Annotated in this window: 14 protein-coding genes and 1 tRNA gene; 4 read left to right on the top strand and 11 right to left on the bottom strand. The window is 58.1% G+C overall.

Annotated features, from left to right (window positions below):
• Positions 1 to 42: 42 nt before the first annotated feature.
• From VB780_RS28255 to VB780_RS28265, 3 genes are all read right to left on the bottom strand, one after another.
• A complete protein-coding gene (locus VB780_RS28255) occupies positions 43 to 2,502 on the bottom strand; it encodes an NACHT domain-containing protein (RefSeq protein WP_323354530.1) in 2,460 nt (819 codons plus the stop codon).
• Between the two features lie 339 nt (positions 2,503 to 2,841).
• Entirely contained in the window at positions 2,842 to 3,123 is a 282-nt protein-coding gene (locus VB780_RS28260; protein WP_323354531.1) for a hypothetical protein, read from the bottom strand.
• Positions 3,124 to 3,220: 97 nt separating this feature from the next.
• Entirely contained in the window at positions 3,221 to 3,478 is a 258-nt protein-coding gene (locus VB780_RS28265) for a DUF4926 domain-containing protein (RefSeq protein ID WP_323354532.1), read from the bottom strand.
• Between the two features lie 106 nt (positions 3,479 to 3,584).
• Between VB780_RS28265 and recN the strand changes: the two genes are divergently transcribed.
• Positions 3,585 to 5,321, top strand: a complete 1,737-nt coding sequence (recN, locus tag VB780_RS28270; RefSeq protein ID WP_323354533.1) for a DNA repair protein RecN — start codon at positions 3,585 to 3,587, stop codon at positions 5,319 to 5,321.
• A gap of 199 nt (positions 5,322 to 5,520) precedes the next feature.
• Complete coding sequence (locus tag VB780_RS28275; RefSeq protein ID WP_323354534.1) at positions 5,521 to 7,113, top strand: sodium:proton antiporter; 1,593 nt, start codon at positions 5,521 to 5,523, stop codon at positions 7,111 to 7,113.
• Positions 7,114 to 7,270: 157 nt separating this feature from the next.
• Here the strand turns inward: VB780_RS28275 and VB780_RS28280 are convergent, their stop codons facing one another.
• Positions 7,271 to 8,152 carry a hypothetical protein gene (locus VB780_RS28280; RefSeq protein WP_323354535.1) on the bottom strand — a complete coding sequence of 294 codons (882 nt, stop codon included), beginning with the start codon at positions 8,150 to 8,152 and terminating at the stop codon, positions 7,271 to 7,273.
• A gap of 255 nt (positions 8,153 to 8,407) precedes the next feature.
• Positions 8,408 to 10,924 (bottom strand): cyclic nucleotide-binding domain-containing protein, encoded by a 2,517-nt coding sequence (locus VB780_RS28285; RefSeq protein ID WP_323354536.1) that lies wholly within the window; start codon positions 10,922 to 10,924, stop codon positions 8,408 to 8,410.
• Here VB780_RS28285 and VB780_RS28290 point away from each other — a divergent pair.
• Positions 10,923 to 11,045, top strand: coding sequence for a hypothetical protein (locus VB780_RS28290; RefSeq protein WP_255524844.1), 123 nt, complete (start codon positions 10,923 to 10,925; stop codon positions 11,043 to 11,045). The genes VB780_RS28285 and VB780_RS28290 overlap by 2 nt on opposite strands.
• 108 nt (positions 11,046 to 11,153) lie before the next feature.
• The gene (locus tag VB780_RS28295) at positions 11,154 to 11,375 is read left to right on the top strand and encodes a hypothetical protein (protein WP_323354537.1); all 222 of its coding nucleotides are present in this window, start codon (positions 11,154 to 11,156) and stop codon (positions 11,373 to 11,375) included.
• Positions 11,376 to 11,600: 225 nt separating this feature from the next.
• Here VB780_RS28295 and VB780_RS28300 read toward each other — a convergent pair whose 3' ends face one another.
• From VB780_RS28300 to VB780_RS28325, 6 genes are all read right to left on the bottom strand, one after another.
• On the bottom strand, positions 11,601 to 12,398 hold the full coding sequence (locus tag VB780_RS28300; protein WP_323354538.1) for a transporter substrate-binding domain-containing protein: 798 nt from the start codon (positions 12,396 to 12,398) through the stop codon (positions 11,601 to 11,603).
• Between the two features lie 198 nt (positions 12,399 to 12,596).
• Complete coding sequence (locus tag VB780_RS28305) at positions 12,597 to 12,866, bottom strand: DUF5340 domain-containing protein (RefSeq protein ID WP_323354539.1); 270 nt, start codon at positions 12,864 to 12,866, stop codon at positions 12,597 to 12,599.
• A gap of 60 nt (positions 12,867 to 12,926) precedes the next feature.
• Positions 12,927 to 13,820 (bottom strand): indole-3-glycerol phosphate synthase TrpC, encoded by an 894-nt coding sequence (gene trpC, locus VB780_RS28310; RefSeq protein ID WP_323354540.1) that lies wholly within the window; start codon positions 13,818 to 13,820, stop codon positions 12,927 to 12,929.
• Between the two features lie 178 nt (positions 13,821 to 13,998).
• Complete coding sequence (gene lpdA / locus VB780_RS28315) at positions 13,999 to 15,435, bottom strand: dihydrolipoyl dehydrogenase (protein ID WP_323354541.1); 1,437 nt, start codon at positions 15,433 to 15,435, stop codon at positions 13,999 to 14,001.
• 266 nt (positions 15,436 to 15,701) lie between these two features.
• Positions 15,702 to 16,487 carry an RNA methyltransferase gene (locus VB780_RS28320; protein WP_323354542.1) on the bottom strand — a complete coding sequence of 262 codons (786 nt, stop codon included), beginning with the start codon at positions 16,485 to 16,487 and terminating at the stop codon, positions 15,702 to 15,704.
• 49 nt (positions 16,488 to 16,536) lie between these two features.
• Positions 16,537 to 16,620, bottom strand: a tRNA-Leu gene (locus tag VB780_RS28325).
• Positions 16,621 to 16,795 lie beyond the last annotated feature (175 nt).

Below are 16,795 nucleotides of genomic sequence, written 5' to 3' on the forward strand. Positions count from 1 at the left end.
GAATGTACCCCACGTGGCTTGAGGTGTTAAGTGAGTGCTGCTCTACTCATCAATTGCCCCCAGCCCCTGTAAGACAATGCGCTGCGCCTCGGTCAACCCGGTTGCGCCAGCGAACTGCAACCCCACACACAGGCGCATATCAATGACTTGCAGACATTCACCCGTTTTGGCATCCCATAGCCGCATCGTCTGGTCATAACTGCCGCTGACAATGCGCTGGCCATCCGGGCTAAAGCCCACTGACAAGACAAAACTTGTATGGCCCTCAAAGGGTTCGCCGATGGCCTGGCCCGCCACACCCCACAGCCGCATCGTATTGTCCAAACTGCCGCTGACAATGCGCTCCCCATCGGGGCTAAAGCTCACTGAAGTGACCCAACTCGTATGGTCTTGTCGTATCCACAGCACTCGCCCCGTGGCGGCCTCCCAAAGCTGAACTCGACCGTCACTATCGCCAATGGCAAGCAACTGCCCATCGGGGCTAAAAACAACGGCATGAACCGTTCCTAAAACCTTGTTAAACAGCACCCGGTCAAAGGTGCTATTTACCCCGTTGACCCAGCGCAGACTGATGTTGGCAAAATTGACGCCTGCAATCACGGTTTCAGACAAATCACTGTACTCTAAAGCAAACCGATTGCATCGAGTCAGCAGCGTGATGAGATTGCCCCCAAAGTACTGAACCTCAGCCACTGTTTTGCCACGGGTGGTTCGCACTAAATCCAGCAGGCGTGCGGTCATCACCTGGTCATTCAGCATCGGTACTGCCAGATCCAGCACGGCTTTTGCCAGAGGTGCATCGACCAAAATAAGGCTTAAGTCACTTAAATCATCCAACTCAAATTGGCTGAGGGGGGTAATAGCAACCGGTTCATCGTTCTCGCCCATCTGGCGCTTGAAATAGCCCGACCAAGTATAAAATTGCGGGTCGGTGCTAGCTAGATGAGACTGCTCTCGGGCCACTTCAGTAAAATCATCAGCCAGCACGCCCAACTGCGCTACGAGCTTGTAGGCCACAAAAAACTCCAGCAGCGATCGGTGGGCTGGGCTATAGTCGCCATCGGCATTACGAATCAGCATCGTCTGGCCCATCATGTCGTGGTGCCAGTGATCCAGGGTCTTGTCTTCCTGCACGACATTAGGAAATAACCGCCTGATGCGGTCAGGGATCAGGCGATAGTTAATCGACATCTTTTCGGTCGAGAGCATTTCCCACGACAGCTCACACAGGAAGTAGAGCTTATCGGCCAGAGAGGTAAAGGTGCGACCATTGCGAATGTCTTCCTGCATTTTGTGACGCACGGCATAGAGATATACCCGCGCCAAGTCAATAGGTTTACCCGCTTCGATATCGGGCAGCGCGGCCAAAATTAGTTCGGTCATCACCGGGCGACGGGCCAAATCCAGCAGTTGCGGATTCCTCATTACCTGAATCACGGTTTGCTCATTGGCCTTAAACGAAAAGACTCGCTGAATTTGGTCGTCGCTAAACTTTTCTAACTCCAGCACTTCAAACTGCGGTGATTCTCCAGTCAGGTTTGCCGTAGATGCTTTTAGTTCGGCGTTCAAAAGCGATCTCCCCTCCTTAGCCTCTGGGAAATGCTCCGTGCGACAGGTCAAAATGGCTTTGGCTCCCGGCACCACCGCCTGTGCCAGTTCCCAAAAGTTGTTGATCATCTGCTGCCGATCGACCCGCGCCGCCATTTCATCAAACCCATCAAAAATTAGCAGCAGTTTCCCCATGCGGTTGAGCTGGTTAAATACATTGCTGGTCAGACGAATGTTGTGCTTACTAAAGAAGAACCCGGCTATCACGTTTTCTAAATCCAGCGCTTTAGCATAGTCGCGTAGGGTAATCACCAGCGGTAGGCGGGGGCGTTCTAACCCTTCATCTTTTGCCTTACGGTAGGCTTGCAGCGCAGTCCAGGCATAGTGCAGCGAAAACCAGGTTTTGCCCGTGCCAAACTCCCCCAAAATAGAAATGTGTTCTTTGTTGGGGTCATCCAACCACTGATTAATGTAGGCATCAATGCCACCTTTTTCTTCAGCAAACCGACTCACCCCTAATTTTCGTTGAGTGATGGGGTCAAACTCATCTTTCTGGCAGCCGAGCGGAATGTAGTACTGATCAACCTTTCGCTGCTTGACTTCTGCTTCTAACCAGTCTAGATAGGTGCTGAAATCGGCATTCTCATCCAAAAGCTCGTCAAAGGTGTAGCAAAACAAGTCACGCGCTTGATCAATCTGCTCCTCTGCTAGGGGGCTTTTGCGGCGAGCCGTCACTAGCCATCCTTCATCGGCCTTTTGGGCCTCAACCGATTGCCGCAGTCCCTCCACATCACTCATCTCGGCAACACCGGCAATGCCTCGCACCAGCACCCGGTCAAAGCCCCGTCGTGCTGGAATCTGCAAGATCCACTCAAAGTAATCGTCTTCCCAGATCTCGTAGGGTTCAAAGCTATAGTCGAGCGTTTCAAACCAGCCTTTCATTTGCTGAGACAAGGCATAGGCTTTACATCGCTCAGACTCCGATGCAGGCAATGCATGTAATGAGTTGTCAGCTAACCGCGCGATTTCAGTCCGAATAGCTTCTAAGGTGGGTTGACGTGCGATCTGTTGCTGCAAGTCAGCTATGCCTCGCCGTAAGCTATCTATCTTGTGGTCTTGCAGAGCTTCTTTAGGCGTTCGTGTCCGTTTCGCAACCTCAATAAAAACACTGCTGAAGTGAAAAAACTCTCGTTTCGGATCAACGTTTGCCTCTCTCCAGGCTGCTACCTCAATGGCATCGGTGATTTTGCCGCTTGCATACAAGTCAACGAACTGTTCGCCTTCTTGAAAAAGCTATTGAAACGAGTTGTTGTTGAAGGCATCAAAAAAAATCTGCCGAAACTCTTCTCGCCGCAACAGCTCCAGCATCGGTTCAGGCTTGCCCACGCCATATTCCACCAGAGCATAGGCATACACACCCTGAAACTCTTCCGGTGGATGATACGGGTCAAGGTCAAAGTTCTGGAGCAGCTTGATGACCGTTTCGTTGCGGTTTACCTGAGCCGTAACAGGCCCTTTGAGCACCGAAGCAGGAACTGCTATAGCCCGAATCAGCACACTCCACTCCAGAGGCATAAGCGGCACCAGCAACTGTGAGGTTTCAGCCCATAGTATGGCTCACCTCTCTTAAATTAGGGACCACCCCCTCGCAACTATTGCCTAATCAAGAACACTATGCAGCAGTGAACTGGTAATGCAGCAGCAGCAGTTCCGACTCCATCAAATATGCCATCGCATATTCGCGCCCCTCCAGGTCAGCAACCTCTACCAGATATTGCTTGCTCTCATCCTGGTCAACCACATCCACCACCGTACCCACCTGCCCTCGCGCTAACTGCTCAGCAGCCCCCTCTACGGGCTCTACTAGCGTCAGCCGAGCCACATCAATAGGTTGCAACGTTGCCACCGAGTCAAATAACGCAAGCGCCATGTTTGCCCTACCTGAGAAACGGCGAGCCGCTTAAATCTTACGCACTTTCAGCGGCGTATCCACAGGAGTTCCAATTAAAATACGTGGGTACTAACATGCTGCCCCCATGCTAACGGCCCTGCACATCGAGAACTTTGCCCTGATCGATCACCTCGATCTGCGGCTAGAGGCGGGGCTAAACGTGCTGACCGGCGAAACCGGCGCGGGCAAATCGATCATTCTCGACGCCATCGACGCGGCGCTGGGAGGCAAGGCCAACCAGCGGCTGGTGCGATCGGGCAGCCAAAAAGCCCTGGTAGAAGCCACCTTTGACGTACCCAAAGACATCCACACCTGGCTAGCCGAGCAGGAGTTCCCCGCCGCTGACGGTACCCTCGTGCTGCGGCGAGAGCTGACCCTGGGCAAGACCCTACGCAGCCGCTCCTTTCTCAACGGCAGCCCCGCCACCCGACCCCAGCTAGAGGGGCTGCGGCAAAAGCTGGTCGAAATTACCGCCCAGGGGCAAACGGTGCTGCTCGGCTCGGGCGATCGCCAGCGGGAGTGGCTCGACGGCTTTGGTGGTGCCCCCCTGGTGGCCCAACGCCAGCGGGTCGCCACAGCCTACGATGCAGCAGCCCAGGCCAAAAAAAGGCTGGAAACCCGCCGCAAGGCCGACCAGCAGCGCCGCGACCAGCTCGAGCTGCTAAAAATGCACTGCCAAGACCTAGAGCAGGCCCAGCTCGACGATCCCAATGAGCTAGATCTTCTCGCCCAGGAGCACGATCGCCTCAACCACAGCGTCGACCTACAGCAAAACAGCTACGCCGCCTACCAAATTCTCTACGAGAGCGATGCGGGGGAAAGCGCCGGCGCCGACCTGCTGGGCAAAGCCGAAGCCATTTTGATCGACATGGAGCGCTATGACCCGGCCATTACCTCGATTTTGGGCATGGTCAGCGAAGCCCTCACCCAGATCGAAGAAGCCGGGCGCGCCATCAACGCCTACGGGGCCAGCGTCGAGGCCGACCCCCAGCGGCTCGAAGAAGTCGAAGAACGCATGCGCCAGCTCAAAGCCCTGTGCCGCCGCTTTAGCCGCACCCTGCCCGAGCTGGTGGCCTACCGCGACGAGGTGATTCAATCCTTAGCTGAGCTGTCGGGAGAAGGGCAATCCATTGAGGCTCTGGAAGCCGAGGTCGAGAAGACCCAGGAGATCTTGGGGGATGCCTGCGCCAAACTAACCCAGCTGCGCCAGGGCGTCGCCCAAAAGCTAGAGACGCGCCTGGTCGACGAACTCAAACCCCTGGCCATGGATCGAGTGCAGTTCGAAGTCGAACTCAAGCCCATTGCCCCCACCGCCAACGGGGCCGACGGCATTCGGTTTTTGTTTAGCCCCAACCCCGGCGAACCGCTGCAACCCCTGGCGGAAACGGCCTCGGGGGGCGAGATGAGCCGATTTTTGCTGGCGCTGAAGGCCTGTTTTTCGCAGGTTGACCCAGTGGGCACGCTGGTATTTGACGAGATCGATGTGGGGGTGTCGGGGCGGGTGGCCCAGGCGATCGCCGAAAAGCTCTACCAGCTCGGTCGCCAGCACCAGGTGCTCTGCGTCACCCACCAGCCCATGGTGGCGGCCCTGGCCGATGCCCACTTTCGCGTCGGTAAGCAGGTGGTGGAAGCGGTGGTGGCGAAGGGCCGCAAGGCCGCAGATGGCGAGGGCGAGCGCACGGTGGTGCGGGTGCTGCCGCTGTCGCCCACCGAACGGCAGGAGGAACTGGCCCAGCTGGCCGGGGGTGAGTCGCACCAGCAATCGTTGTCCTTTGCGGAAGCGCTGTTGTCTCAGGCCAACAGTATTCGAGAAAAATTGTGATGTCTGATATCTTGGGGGCGGGATCTCTGAATTTAGCCTATTCGGCGGCGATCGCCGTCGAATCTCCGAAAATTCTAGGCGCTTTGGGTAATCGTCCCTGGCCTGCTCTTAGCTAAATGCTACGGTGGTAGCCAAAAAACAGTTCTCATTTATTTCAGTGGTGTAGCCGTCGCGCCGTAGAACTCAGGATCAGCATCCCATGGATTTTTTCATTGCCGTTGAGCCAGCCCTCGAAGACCCCGCCATTGAGCAGCACCTGCGCCAGTTTTGCCTGGTGCTGTCGGTGTCGCTGGGGGTCGCTACCCTGTCGCGGGTGTTTAGCGTGCTGCGCAACATTCCCTACACCCTGCTGCTGCTGCTGGTCGGCCTGGGTCTGGCGGTGCTGGATGTGCGATTGATCAACCTGTCGCCCCAGCTGATTTTGTTTATCTTTTTGCCGCCGCTGCTGTTTGAGGCCGCCTGGAACCTCAACTGGAAACGTTTAAAGCAGTACGCGGTGCCCGTCGTGCTGTATGCGATCGTCGGCGTGGTGATCTGCGTCGCTAGCCTGGTGTGGGGCTTGCAGACCTTCGCGGGGGCATCCCTGGCGACGGCGCTGCTGGTAGGGGCTAGCTTGTCTGCCACCGACCCTGTATCTGTAGTGGCCCTATTCCGCGAACTGGGGGTCGATAAAAAGCTGACCACCGTGATGGAGGGCGAAAGCCTGTTTAACGACGGCGTGGCGGTGGTGGCCTTTAACCTGCTGCTCGGCATTGCCCTGGGGCTAGAGCAGTTCGATGTCTCGGTGACGGTAGCGCGCTTTTTGGTGTTTGCTGGGGTTGGCATCAGCATCGGCGGGCTAATTGGCTTTGGCCTGTCGTTTCTCACCCAGCGGTTCGACATTCCCCTAGTGGAGCAGTCGCTGACATTGGTGTCGGCCTACGGCACCTACCTGGTGGCGGAGGAACTGGGCGGCTCGGGCGTAATCGCGGTGGTGACTACCGGGCTAATTCTCGGCAACTTTGGCTCGCGCATTGGCATGAACCCCCGCACCCGCCTGGTGGTGTCTGAGTTTTGGGAGTTTATGTCGTTTTTCATCAACTCCATCGTGTTTTTGCTGATCGGTGATCAGGTGCAGTTTCAAGGGCTGATTGACGAGCTAGACAAGATTTTGATTGCGATCGCCCTGATGATTGCCGCCCGCGCCGTCAGCATTTTTGCCCTCGGTGCCCTCAGCAACGCTGTCACCGGCCCCGAGATGGATTTGCCAGTGAAGGGCCAGATCGTTCTCTGGTGGGGCGGGCTGCGGGGGTCGGTCTCGGTGGCTCTGGCCCTGAGCGTGCCGGTCATATTGAGCGATCGCCAGGAAGTCATCTCCATCGTCTTTGGCGTCATGCTGTTTACCCTGCTGGTGCAGGGGCTGACCACCAAACCCCTGCTAGAATATCTGGGCCTGCTGGGCGATCAGCCCATGCGGGTGGAGTACAGCCAAATGGCCGCCCACCGCGTCGCCCTCACCCGCGTCATGCAGCGCCTAGAGGATATGAAGGTCAACGAAGAGTTTGACCCCGAGTTCATCGGCTACCAGATGGCCCTGGTGCAAGGGCAGCTCCACGAAGTCAAAGAGAAACTGGCCACCCTAGAGCAGCAAAACGACAGCATTCGCGAGTACGCCTCCGAGCAGCTGCGGGAAGAACTGCTGGCGATCGAGTCGGATACCTACGCCGAGTTCATTCGCGCCGGACAGCTGAAAAATACTCTGACGCCGCTGCTGGAAGAGGTGTTGCCCGATCGCCTAGGGGAAGCGCACTAGTGCCGGCCGCTACGCGGAGTTCAAAATGCAACGTTAAAAATGAACAATCTTCAGGGTGTCAGCGTTTCAAACCTCCTGAACGGCAGGTTTATGTACCAGGGAAAATTTTGAATTCAGGCTTTCCGGCTAATTCAAAACTCAACACTCAAAACTTTCATCACCCCACGCTATCTAGCTCCTGATGCCAGATCTGCTCCTGCAGCGCTTCGTTCTCTAGGCTGAGGGCCACGGCTCGCTGCTTGAGGCCGTCGCGCTCGGCGGCGATCGCCTGGCAGCGGTATTTGAGGCTGGTTTGCTGGTGAAACTGCTGCCCTAGCTCGCTGCTGAGTTCGGCAATTTTTTGCCGCTGGGCCTCAACGATGGCCTTGAGGGCGATGGGGTCGTTATCTAACGATTGGCCTTCCTCTAAGGATTGGGACTGGCCCACCGGAGCCAGGGCCAGGGGGGCAGTAGACGACTCGACTGGCCCGCCCACACCCTGGCTGCCGCCGTTAGTGTAGGCCTGCATGCGGGCCAAAGTCACCTGGTGGCGGGTGAGGGTGTTGTCGAGGTGCTGAATGTGCTGCTGGGCCGCCTGGAGCTGGCTGCTGAGGCTGACGGTGAGCGATCGCGCGATCATCACCTCAGAGTTCAAATCTAGATCTTGCGAGGGGGCGCGGCCCAGGGCCAGGCTCTGGTAATAGTTCTTCAGGCGCACCAGGTAGTCTTGCACCTCAGACTGGCCCTGGTGAATGCGCGATCGCAGCCGCTCTAGCTCCAGCTGTTGGTCAGCCACCAGCCCCTTCACCCCGGCCAGCAGCTGTTCAAACACCTGGGCTTGCCACTCGTCTTTGGCCTCGAGCTGCTGCTTGAGGTTGACAATAATCTTTTGCTGAACGTTGGAATATTCTTCAGTCTGGGCGAGATGGGCCTGGAGCATCTGGTGATTTTCCACCTGCTCCTGCATGTCTTCGATAGACTCTCTGGCCTGGTCAAGGGCCTGCTGCAGCAGACAGACGCGCTGAACCAGCTTGAAGTCCAGCGAACTTTCCTGGAACATGGGCGAAACCGATGAAAAGGAACTCGGGACGAGGTGACGACCTGGAGGGAACGACCGGCAAAGGACCACCGGACGGCGGGTTTATGGATGCGTGTGCTGGGGGCTATAGATGCTTGGGTTTAAGGTAGCAGTACCCTACCAGACTTGACCGGGGGGTGACTGTGGGGGGCACTACCGGGGGCCAATCTGACATTGAAACTTTACATGGTAGATGCGGCTAAATCGACAGGGGCTACAGCCCTAAATTTAATCTACTCAAAATCCCGGAATTAGCCACCACAGGCTCAGCCCCAACAGCCCGGTGCAGGTGTGCTGAATCCACCGCTGGGGGCCAGATTGGCGACAGATTTTGACCGTCAGCCACACCGACAGCGCCATGCCCAGCAGCAGCGTCACACCCTGGAGAAAGGCTACCACTGCGGGGTGGGCAACCCAAACCGGCAGATTCACCCCTGAGGCCCCAAAGGTGGCCAAAGACACGGGCAAAATGCGCCCGCCCTCCCCCAGACCTAGGCGCAGATAGTGGGCCAGGTTGGCGGCCCACACCAGGGGCAGATAGCCGTAGGCCAGGCGCACCGCCGGACGCCGGGGCAGCCCCTGGGTTTTGCGCCAGAGCCACTGCCCGCCTTCGACGCTGAGGGGCAGCAGGGCGGGCAGCGCCAGCACCCCAAAGGCCACCAGGCTGTGGCCCACCACCGTATCGAGCGGCAGCTGAATGCCCAACTGGGTCTGGATCTCGGGCAGGCGGTGCAGGTAAACCGCCCCCAGCAGCAGAAACATCAGCGCCACCTCAGACGCGCGGGGCCGGTGCGTCGTCCACAGCTCAATGCCGGGGGGGCGCAGGTTTAGCTCGACCGAGCGGTGGGGGCAGGCCTTGAGGCAGGTCATGCAGAGCACGCAGTCGCGGTTGTCTTCGAGCTGGGCCGGGTGCGAGTACAGGGGGCAGCCGTTGGTTTCCTGGCCCTCGCCTTTTTGGGGGCCGCCCTTGTAGCACTGGTAGGTGGTGCATTCTGCCGAGCAGGTGCCCTGCTGCGCCCGCAGCTCGGTGATCGAGAGTTTGGCAAACATGCCGTTCATGCCGCCGATGGGGCACAGGTAGCGGCACCAAAACCGCCGCTCAAACAGAGCCGAGAAGATCATCGCCCCGGCGGTAATCAGCAGCAGCAGGCAGGCGGAGAGGTAGGCGGCATCTTCCAAATTCCACACCTCTTCCCACACCAGAATCAGGGTGAATAGGCCAAAGAGAAACCAGCCCCCCCAGCGCTCTGCCGCCTCCCGGGGCCAGCGTTTGAGTTTGCCGGGGAACAGCTTTTGCGAAATCCACTGGGTAACTTCGCCGTAGATCATAAAGGGGCAGACGGCGCACCACAGCCGTCCCACAAAGGGGAAGCTCAGCAGCACCAGGGGCCACCACCAGGCCCAAAACACCGTTAGCGCCACATTCTCGCTGCGCTGCTGGGGGCCAAACCAGAGCAGGGCGATTACCACGGCGAACAGCCCTAGGGTGATGCCGTAGTTGATGCGATCGGGCCACCAGGGGCTGCGCAAAAACCGCCGCAGGTTGGGGTAGCGGTTGAGCAAATTCAGCCGCAGCTGTTTCTTCTTGCTCTGGGCAGGCCAGATAATCTCTTCGGTGATTAGCCCGCCGCCCGAGAGCTGGGCCGCCGCCCGCTCGACTAGGTTCTCTAGCTCGCGCAGGTTGTCGGGAAAGTCGTAGGACTGAAGACGGCGGACGGCCTCTGGAGTCAGCGTCAGCCGTCCGGTACTGCGACGGCGGCTAATCAGCGAGAGGTAGTAGTTGACCCAGTCTTCGATGTCGGCCTTGCGCACCCGCAGGGGCGGCACCTTGATGGTCTCTTCCACGCGATCGTCTAGGGCGGGCACGGCCTGCTCAGCCAGCAAGATAATGCGGGCTTCGGCGGTGACGGGCGGGACGGTTTCGCCGTCGCGGCTGACGGGGCGATATTGCCCCGTCTCTAGCAGCTCGCCCACAGCTTCCGCTAGATCGGCCCCCAGTTCTCTGGGGTTGTTGAGCACCAGGGTGCCTGCGCCCAGGGCCGCTAGCAGCCCCATGCGCCCCCCCGCCCGGCCAAACAGGTCGGCCCCGCTGGCCTGGAGCTGGCCGCAGTTGACCTTGATGATGGGCAGCCGCCGCTGCTCAGAGCCAAAGTGAATTAGGGCCGCCAGGTTGTCTTTCTCTAGCCCCGGTTCGCCAAAGATGAGCACCGAGTTGCGATCGCCCGCCGCTTCGCGCAGCTGCGCCCGCAGCCGATTGGCGTAGCGGCTGCGGCCAATTACCCCCCGCCGGGCCTTGGCCACCAGGTAGGGGCGCAGGATGGCCTGGCGCTCTTGCTCTTGCTCAGCCTCAGACGACAGCCGCTTGACTACGTCTACCAGCTGCCGGGTAAAGGTTTGCAAAATGTCGGGGTGCTGCTGTATCAGGGTTTGAAACTGGTTGCGATCGACAAACCAGAGGGTGCTCTCGCTGAGGGTTTGAATGGTTTTCTCAACCGGCTGGTCGAGCAGCAGGGGCTCCAGGTTCAACACCGCGCCGGGCAAGAAGCTGGCCCCGCCCAGGGTGGCCTCGGTGCCGAGCTTGCCCTCCCAGAGAATGTAGAGCCCCTGGGGAGGTTGGTCGGCTTCGACGACGGTTTCTCCGGCGGCGAGGGTGATGGGCTGGAGGGCTTGGGCGAGGGGCTCTAGAGTCGCCTGGGGCAATACGCTGAGGGGGGTGCGCTCCTGTAAAAAGATCGCCCGGTCGGATACAGTCATGGCAGTTCACCCACGCTCTACACGGTGTAGCCCCATGATGATGGCAAATGACCTCTGGGTGCCTCTGGCATTACTCAGCTTAATCATTGCGGCGGCGATCGCCTTTAGCCGCGCGAAGTAGGGTAATTTACGTTGAAGACTATTATCCTTGGCGGATACGACAATTATGCAGTCTGGTCAACCGCGGGGAAGGCATTCTGGAGGTTTCCACGCGCCCTTTGGAGTTTTTGTGAATCTTGATGAGTCCCCTGCCAAAGGGTTAATTAAAATCCCCGACTTTTTAGATGAGGGAGACATGCGCGAAGACATGGACCCAGAACTCGGCATAACCATAGGCGCTGTCGTTATTGGCTACAACGAAGGCACTCGTCAAGAAATTTATCTCAGCGCTAAGCCCAGCGTGCTGCATAAAGCACTGGTGCCCCTTCAAATGCCTGCTTTAGCTAGTTGAATGGTATTCCCATTCCCCGCAGCGATAAACTACACGAAGCCCGGTTAGAGGGCAACCGTATTGGCGCAAGCAATGTGGCATAGCAGCGTAATGGATTGGCGCAATGGATTGGCGCAGTAGATCGCTTAATTGGTCATGCGATCGCTAACCCAGCGGCGAAACACTTCAACAACCAGACCTCACGGATCCTCGCTTTATTTGTGCCTTAGAGTACCAGGGCATGGCCTACTCAGCCTCGTCGCCAAACCACTTGACAATCAGCTCTTCCATTAGGCCGCTCGACTCCATGTCGGCCAGCACCCGGTTGAACTCACTGGTGAGTTCCGAGTCTTTGGGGAAGGCTACAGCAGACCCCACCGGCCCCTCTTCAGGTATTTCTATCGCTTCGAGGTCGGGGTTGTTGGCCAAAAAGCCAGCGGCCACGGTGTCTTCAATGATGGCGGCATCAATGCGGCCCGACTTTAGCTCCTGCACAATTTCGTTGATGCGGTTAAGCGGAGACAGCTCCATGCCGGGGGTCTCCGCCGCCAGATCCTCGGCCAACCCCTCCTGAATCGAGCCCAGCTGCACCCCCACGGTTTTGCCTTCTAGGTCGGCAGGAGTGGCAATGTCGCCCCCCGATGGAAACACAATAGTTTGCTTGGCATCGTAGTAAATCTCAGAAAAATCGACGTTTTGTAGACGTTCTTCGGTCGGGGTCATGCCCGCCATCACAAAGTCGGCCCGCCCCGCTTGCAGCGCCGGAATCAAGCCATTGAAGTCGATGTTGGTAATCTCTAGCTCGTAGCCCAGCTCTTCGGCAATGTGGCGGGCAATATCGACATCAAAACCGACAATTTCTTCGGTGCCCCCGGCGGTTTCCACAAATTCGTAGGGGGGATAGTCGGCGGAGGTGGCCATGGTTAAAACGCCTCCCCCGGCTTCGTCGCCGCCAGCCGACTCATCGCCGCCGCAGGCCGTAGTGAGCCCGATGGTAGCCAGGGCAACAGCGGTGGTGGATGCTAGAAACCAGCGTCGCTTCATGGTCTTTCCTCACAAACTATTGGGGGCGATGGGCGGTGATTGCCCAGTCGGCAGACACACTCTAGGGCAAGGGCGCAATTCCTGGCTAGCGCCTGGCGAGAGATAGATCTATCAGCCCCAGAGCAAACTTTGATATAGCTTGCAGAGAAAAAAAGCTACTGGAAGTAGCGAGGACTACTATTTCGCTAAGTCCTTACCCTAGGGGGTAACATCTTCAGGCAAAAAGCGATCGCCCAGATGGTTCGTAGACCACTGGTATTCGACGTCGATTTTGACCTGCTTACAGGTTTCTTCGAGCTGGCGCTGCTGCGATAGAGCCTTACGCAGAGCAACGATCAGCTCCTGCACCTGCACCCGAATCTGAGGATTTTGGTAGGCCACCGACATCGTCTGCCGCTCTAGCAATCGCAGCAGCAGCTCGTAGTGAATATGGGAGGGTAGCGGGAGCGGTTTGCCTAAATTTGCCATTGCGGTGCCCCAGGGTGCGATCTGTTGATTAAACCAGGAAGTCGTTAAAGGCTTCAGTATCTAATTCGTGTTTTTTTCGTAAAGCTGGTCAATGGCCAGCCCCGGATCGGGTTGACGAATCAGCGATTCGCCTACCAGCACGGCTCCTACCCCGGCTGCCGCTACCGCCCGCAGGTCGGCAGGGGTGTGAATGCCTGACTCGCTGACCACCAGAGCATTGCTGGCGGCTAGAGCCTCGCGCCGCGCCGCGATTAGCTCAGCGGTGGTCTCTAGACGGGTGGTAAAGGTTTCTAGATCGCGGTTGTTGATGCCAATTAGCGCCAGGTCGGGCACCGCCAGCACCCGATCCAACTCTTCTAGGGTGTGAACTTCGACCAGCACCGCCATGCCCAGAGCCTTGGCGATCTGCACAAAATAGGCCAGGTCTTGGTCAGAGAGAATGGCGGCAATCAGCAATACTGCGTCGGCCCCCTTAGACCGCGCCAGATACATCTGGTAGGGGTAAATGATGAACTCTTTACACAGCAGCGGCAGATCGACCGCCTGGCGAATCTGAACCAGGTACTCGAAATCACCCTGAAAGAAGGTTTTGTCGGTGAGCACTGAGATGCAGGTGGCTCCATGGGCGGCGTAGGTTTGGGCGATCGCCACCGGGTCAAAGTCGGGACGCATCACCCCCTGGCTGGGGGAGGCTTTTTTGACTTCGGCAATCAGTGCTGGGGTGGTGCGACCATCTCGCAGGGCGGCGATAAAATCTCTGGGCGGTGGGGCATCGAGCACCTGTCGCTGCAGATCGGCCAGGGGCAGACGCTCCCGCAGTTGGGCGACTTCGGTTTCTTTGTGCCAAACAATTTTTTCTAAAATATTTCTCGGCTCGGCATCATCCACTTTGATTTGGTATTGCAAGTGCTTGACCGAAACAGCGGGGTTGGGAGGGCGGCGACGAATCTTCATCTTTGGCGTTTGAATTGACGATTTTGGAACGATTTTGAATCGTAGGGTGGGCAATGCCCACCACTGTCTGAGCTAATTACTAGCGAGGCAGGGAAGTTGGGGCACAGTGGCGATCGCAAACACCGTACTCCTGGTCTTCCCCCCGGCGGGAAGGTGGGCATTGCCCACCCTACGGGGATTAGGCGGAGACAACGACGGCGCGCTTAAAGGCTTCGTCGAGCACTTCCGAGAGGGTAGGGTGGGTATGGACGCAGAACGACAGATCGGTGACGGTCTGGCCGTTGGCGATCGCATTGGCTGCCTCCTGAATCAGATCCGCTGCGTGCAGACCAATAATGTGAGCCCCGAGAATTTCGCCGGTATCTTTGCGGTAGATCACCTTGGCCAGCCCATCGACTTCGCCCTCGGCCAGGGCCTTGGAGTTGCCTTTAAAGTAGGTCTTCACGGTGTCGATAGCAAAGCCCTCGGCCTCGGCCAGGGTCTTGGCGGCGGGTTCCGTCAGGCCCACAAAGCTGACCTCGGGGTGGGTAAAGGCCGCTGCCGGAATGCTCAGGTAGTTGATTTTACGAGGCTCGCCGCAGATGGTTTCCACCGTGAGAATGCCCTGGGCCGAGGCGGCGTGGGCCAGCATCATTTTGCCGGTGGCATCGCCGATCGCCCACAGGTGAGGCACCGGCTGACCGTCGCGCAGCACTTGCAGGTGGTCGTCCACTGGAATAAAGCCCCGGCGATCGGTTTCCACACCGACCTTCTCTAGTCCCAGCTCTTTAGTGGCAGGGATGCGCCCAGTGGCCACCAGGCAGGCATCTACTTCCAGCGTCTCGACCACTTCGCGGGTTTCGCGATTGGCCAGCTCAATCACCACCGGGTTGCCGGGGGTGACCTTCTGGGCAATCACCCCGGCTCTCGTTTCAATGTCGCGGGGGGCGATCAGCACCCGCTGGGCGATCTTGGCGATGTCGGGGTCGAAGGTAGGCATCAGCTGGTCCAGCGCTTCGATAATCGTGACCTCGCAGCCCAGGGCGGTGTAGACATCGGAGAACTCCAGACCGATGTAGCCGCTGCCGATAATGGCGATCCAGTCGGGCAGCCAGTCGAGCTTCAGGGCTTCGTCGCTGGTGAAGACGGTCTTGCCGTCGGTTTCAATGCCGGGAGGCACAAAGGGCACCGAGCCGGGCGACAGAATAATGTCTTTGGCGGTAACAATTTTTTCGCCGTCGGGGGTGGCGATCGCCGCCTTCTGCTCCCCCGCCAGCCGCGCCCAGCCTTTAATAATGTCGACCCCCAGCCGGGTGAGGCTGTTGGTCATGTCGCCCTGAATCTTGCTGACCAGGTTTTTGGCGTGGTCGGCAATGGCCTCGCGATCGTAGCTGACATTCCCCACCGAGATGCCCAGGGATTTTAAGTGGTGCTCGTTGCGCAGCTCCCGCACCCGACCCGACGCCGCCAGCAGCGCCTTCGAGGGAATACAGCCCCGGTTGACGCAGGTGCCCCCCATCACATCGGCTTCAACAATGGCGGTTTTTAGCCCCCGCTTCACCGCATGCAGGGCGGCACCGTGGCCTCCTACCCCAGCGCCAATAATCAGCAGGTCGTAATCAAATGCGTCGCTCACAGCAGGCTCCTGAACAGGTAGTCTAAACGGGGTTAATTTCAGCTTAAAGGGCAAGCTAGGTTATTGAGGGATTTTGCCCTCAGCCTAGCCGTAAACCTGGGCCATAGACATAGGGTCGTAGGGTATGAGCACTACGACAAACAGAGTTTCCTTTCATTCTTGACCACCGAGAGCAATCAGACAAGTTGGGGACGGGGATGGGGGGGATGAGGTAGAGGGGGGATGGGGTGCAGTTCAAAATTCAAAACTAGACGTTGCCTAACTCCCTAGCTTCCTAACTCCCGCTGCCGCCGCGCCTCGTAGAGCAGCAGTGCCGCCGAAATTCCCACGTTGAGAGACTCTACGGCTCCGGCCATGGGGATGCGCACCTGCACTGTGGCCTGGCGCTGAAGGTTTTCTGATAGCCCGGCCCCCTCGTTGCCCAGCACAATCACCGTGGGTTTAGTGAAATCCACCGACCAATAGTCCACCGTGGCGTGGGAACTGGTGGCCACTAGCTGCACTCCGGCCTGATGCCAATTGGTCAGAAGAGCATTCATATCGTCCATCACCGCCAGGGGCAGGCGAAACCACTGGCCCGCTGAGGCCCGCAGCACCTTGGGGTGGTCGGGGGCGACGCTGTCGGCGCTGAGCCACAGGCCATCGACCCCGGCGGCCACCGCCGTGCGAATAATGGTGCCCAGGTTGCCGGGGTCTTGCAGGGTTTCCACTGCTAACCCAATGCCCTGAAGATCGGGGCTGGGCGGGCGCAGGAGTTGGGGGGCGATCGCCACCACTCCATCGGGATGCTGGGTCGTCGCCATACCTTCCAGCAGCGCATCCGATACCAGCTCGACCCGCTCGGCTTGCTGATCTAAGGACAGCACCAGATCGGGGTGGGCCTGCTGCCAGGCGGGGGTGTAGCAAACAATATCTAGGGGATAGCTGGTGGCGAGGGCTTCCTGGATCAGGTGGGTGCCTTCGAGTAGAAACTGGTGCTGCGATCGCCGTGCCTTAGCCTGGTGCAGCTTTCTAAAAAGTTTAACCAGGGGATTTTGCAAGCTCGTAAGCATGACTGGATCCCCTGGTTAATCGTTTGACTGTCGCTGGCGACTATTGAGATGCGGAACCCGGGACTTGAACCCGGATGTTATTGCTAACACTAGGACCTGAACCTAGCGCGTCTACCAATTCCGCCAGTTCCGCTGGCCGGGCGTTATTACCGCCGCGATTTGTAATCATGCACTGACTTTGCACCAGAGTCAAGCTTGTAAAAAAAGATTTCGTGATTTTATGCGAATCGGCTATCCTGATGTGGCCAAGCCCGGCAAATTAAGTCTTGACTACTGTGGCGAAATTGATGATTTCGAGTAGAATCTAG

The organism is Leptolyngbya sp. CCNP1308, from assembly GCF_034932455.1.
Classification (GTDB): Bacteria; Cyanobacteriota; Cyanobacteriia; order Phormidesmidales; family Phormidesmidaceae; genus Nodosilinea.

What these genes read in the sequence shown, in the direction of transcription:
- VB780_RS28290 (WP_255524844.1), top strand. Translation starts at nt 10,923, where the DNA reads ATGGCAGTTCACCCACGCTCTACACGGTGTAGCCCCATGATGATGGCA.
- VB780_RS28320 (WP_323354542.1), bottom strand. Translation starts at nt 16,487, where the DNA reads ATGCTTACGAGCTTGCAAAATCCCCTGGTTAAACTTTTTAGAAAGCTG.
- VB780_RS28280 (WP_323354535.1), bottom strand. Translation starts at nt 8,152, where the DNA reads ATGTTCCAGGAAAGTTCGCTGGACTTCAAGCTGGTTCAGCGCGTCTGT.
- VB780_RS28305 (WP_323354539.1), bottom strand. Translation starts at nt 12,866, where the DNA reads ATGGCAAATTTAGGCAAACCGCTCCCGCTACCCTCCCATATTCACTAC.
- VB780_RS28300 (WP_323354538.1), bottom strand. Translation starts at nt 12,398, where the DNA reads ATGAAGCGACGCTGGTTTCTAGCATCCACCACCGCTGTTGCCCTGGCT.
- recN (WP_323354533.1), top strand. Translation starts at nt 3,585, where the DNA reads ATGCTAACGGCCCTGCACATCGAGAACTTTGCCCTGATCGATCACCTC.
- trpC (WP_323354540.1), bottom strand. Translation starts at nt 13,820, where the DNA reads ATGAAGATTCGTCGCCGCCCTCCCAACCCCGCTGTTTCGGTCAAGCAC.
- VB780_RS28265 (WP_323354532.1), bottom strand. Translation starts at nt 3,478, where the DNA reads ATGGCGCTTGCGTTATTTGACTCGGTGGCAACGTTGCAACCTATTGAT.
- VB780_RS28260 (WP_323354531.1), bottom strand. Translation starts at nt 3,123, where the DNA reads ATGCCTCTGGAGTGGAGTGTGCTGATTCGGGCTATAGCAGTTCCTGCT.
- VB780_RS28275 (WP_323354534.1), top strand. Translation starts at nt 5,521, where the DNA reads ATGGATTTTTTCATTGCCGTTGAGCCAGCCCTCGAAGACCCCGCCATT.
- VB780_RS28285 (WP_323354536.1), bottom strand. Translation starts at nt 10,924, where the DNA reads ATGACTGTATCCGACCGGGCGATCTTTTTACAGGAGCGCACCCCCCTC.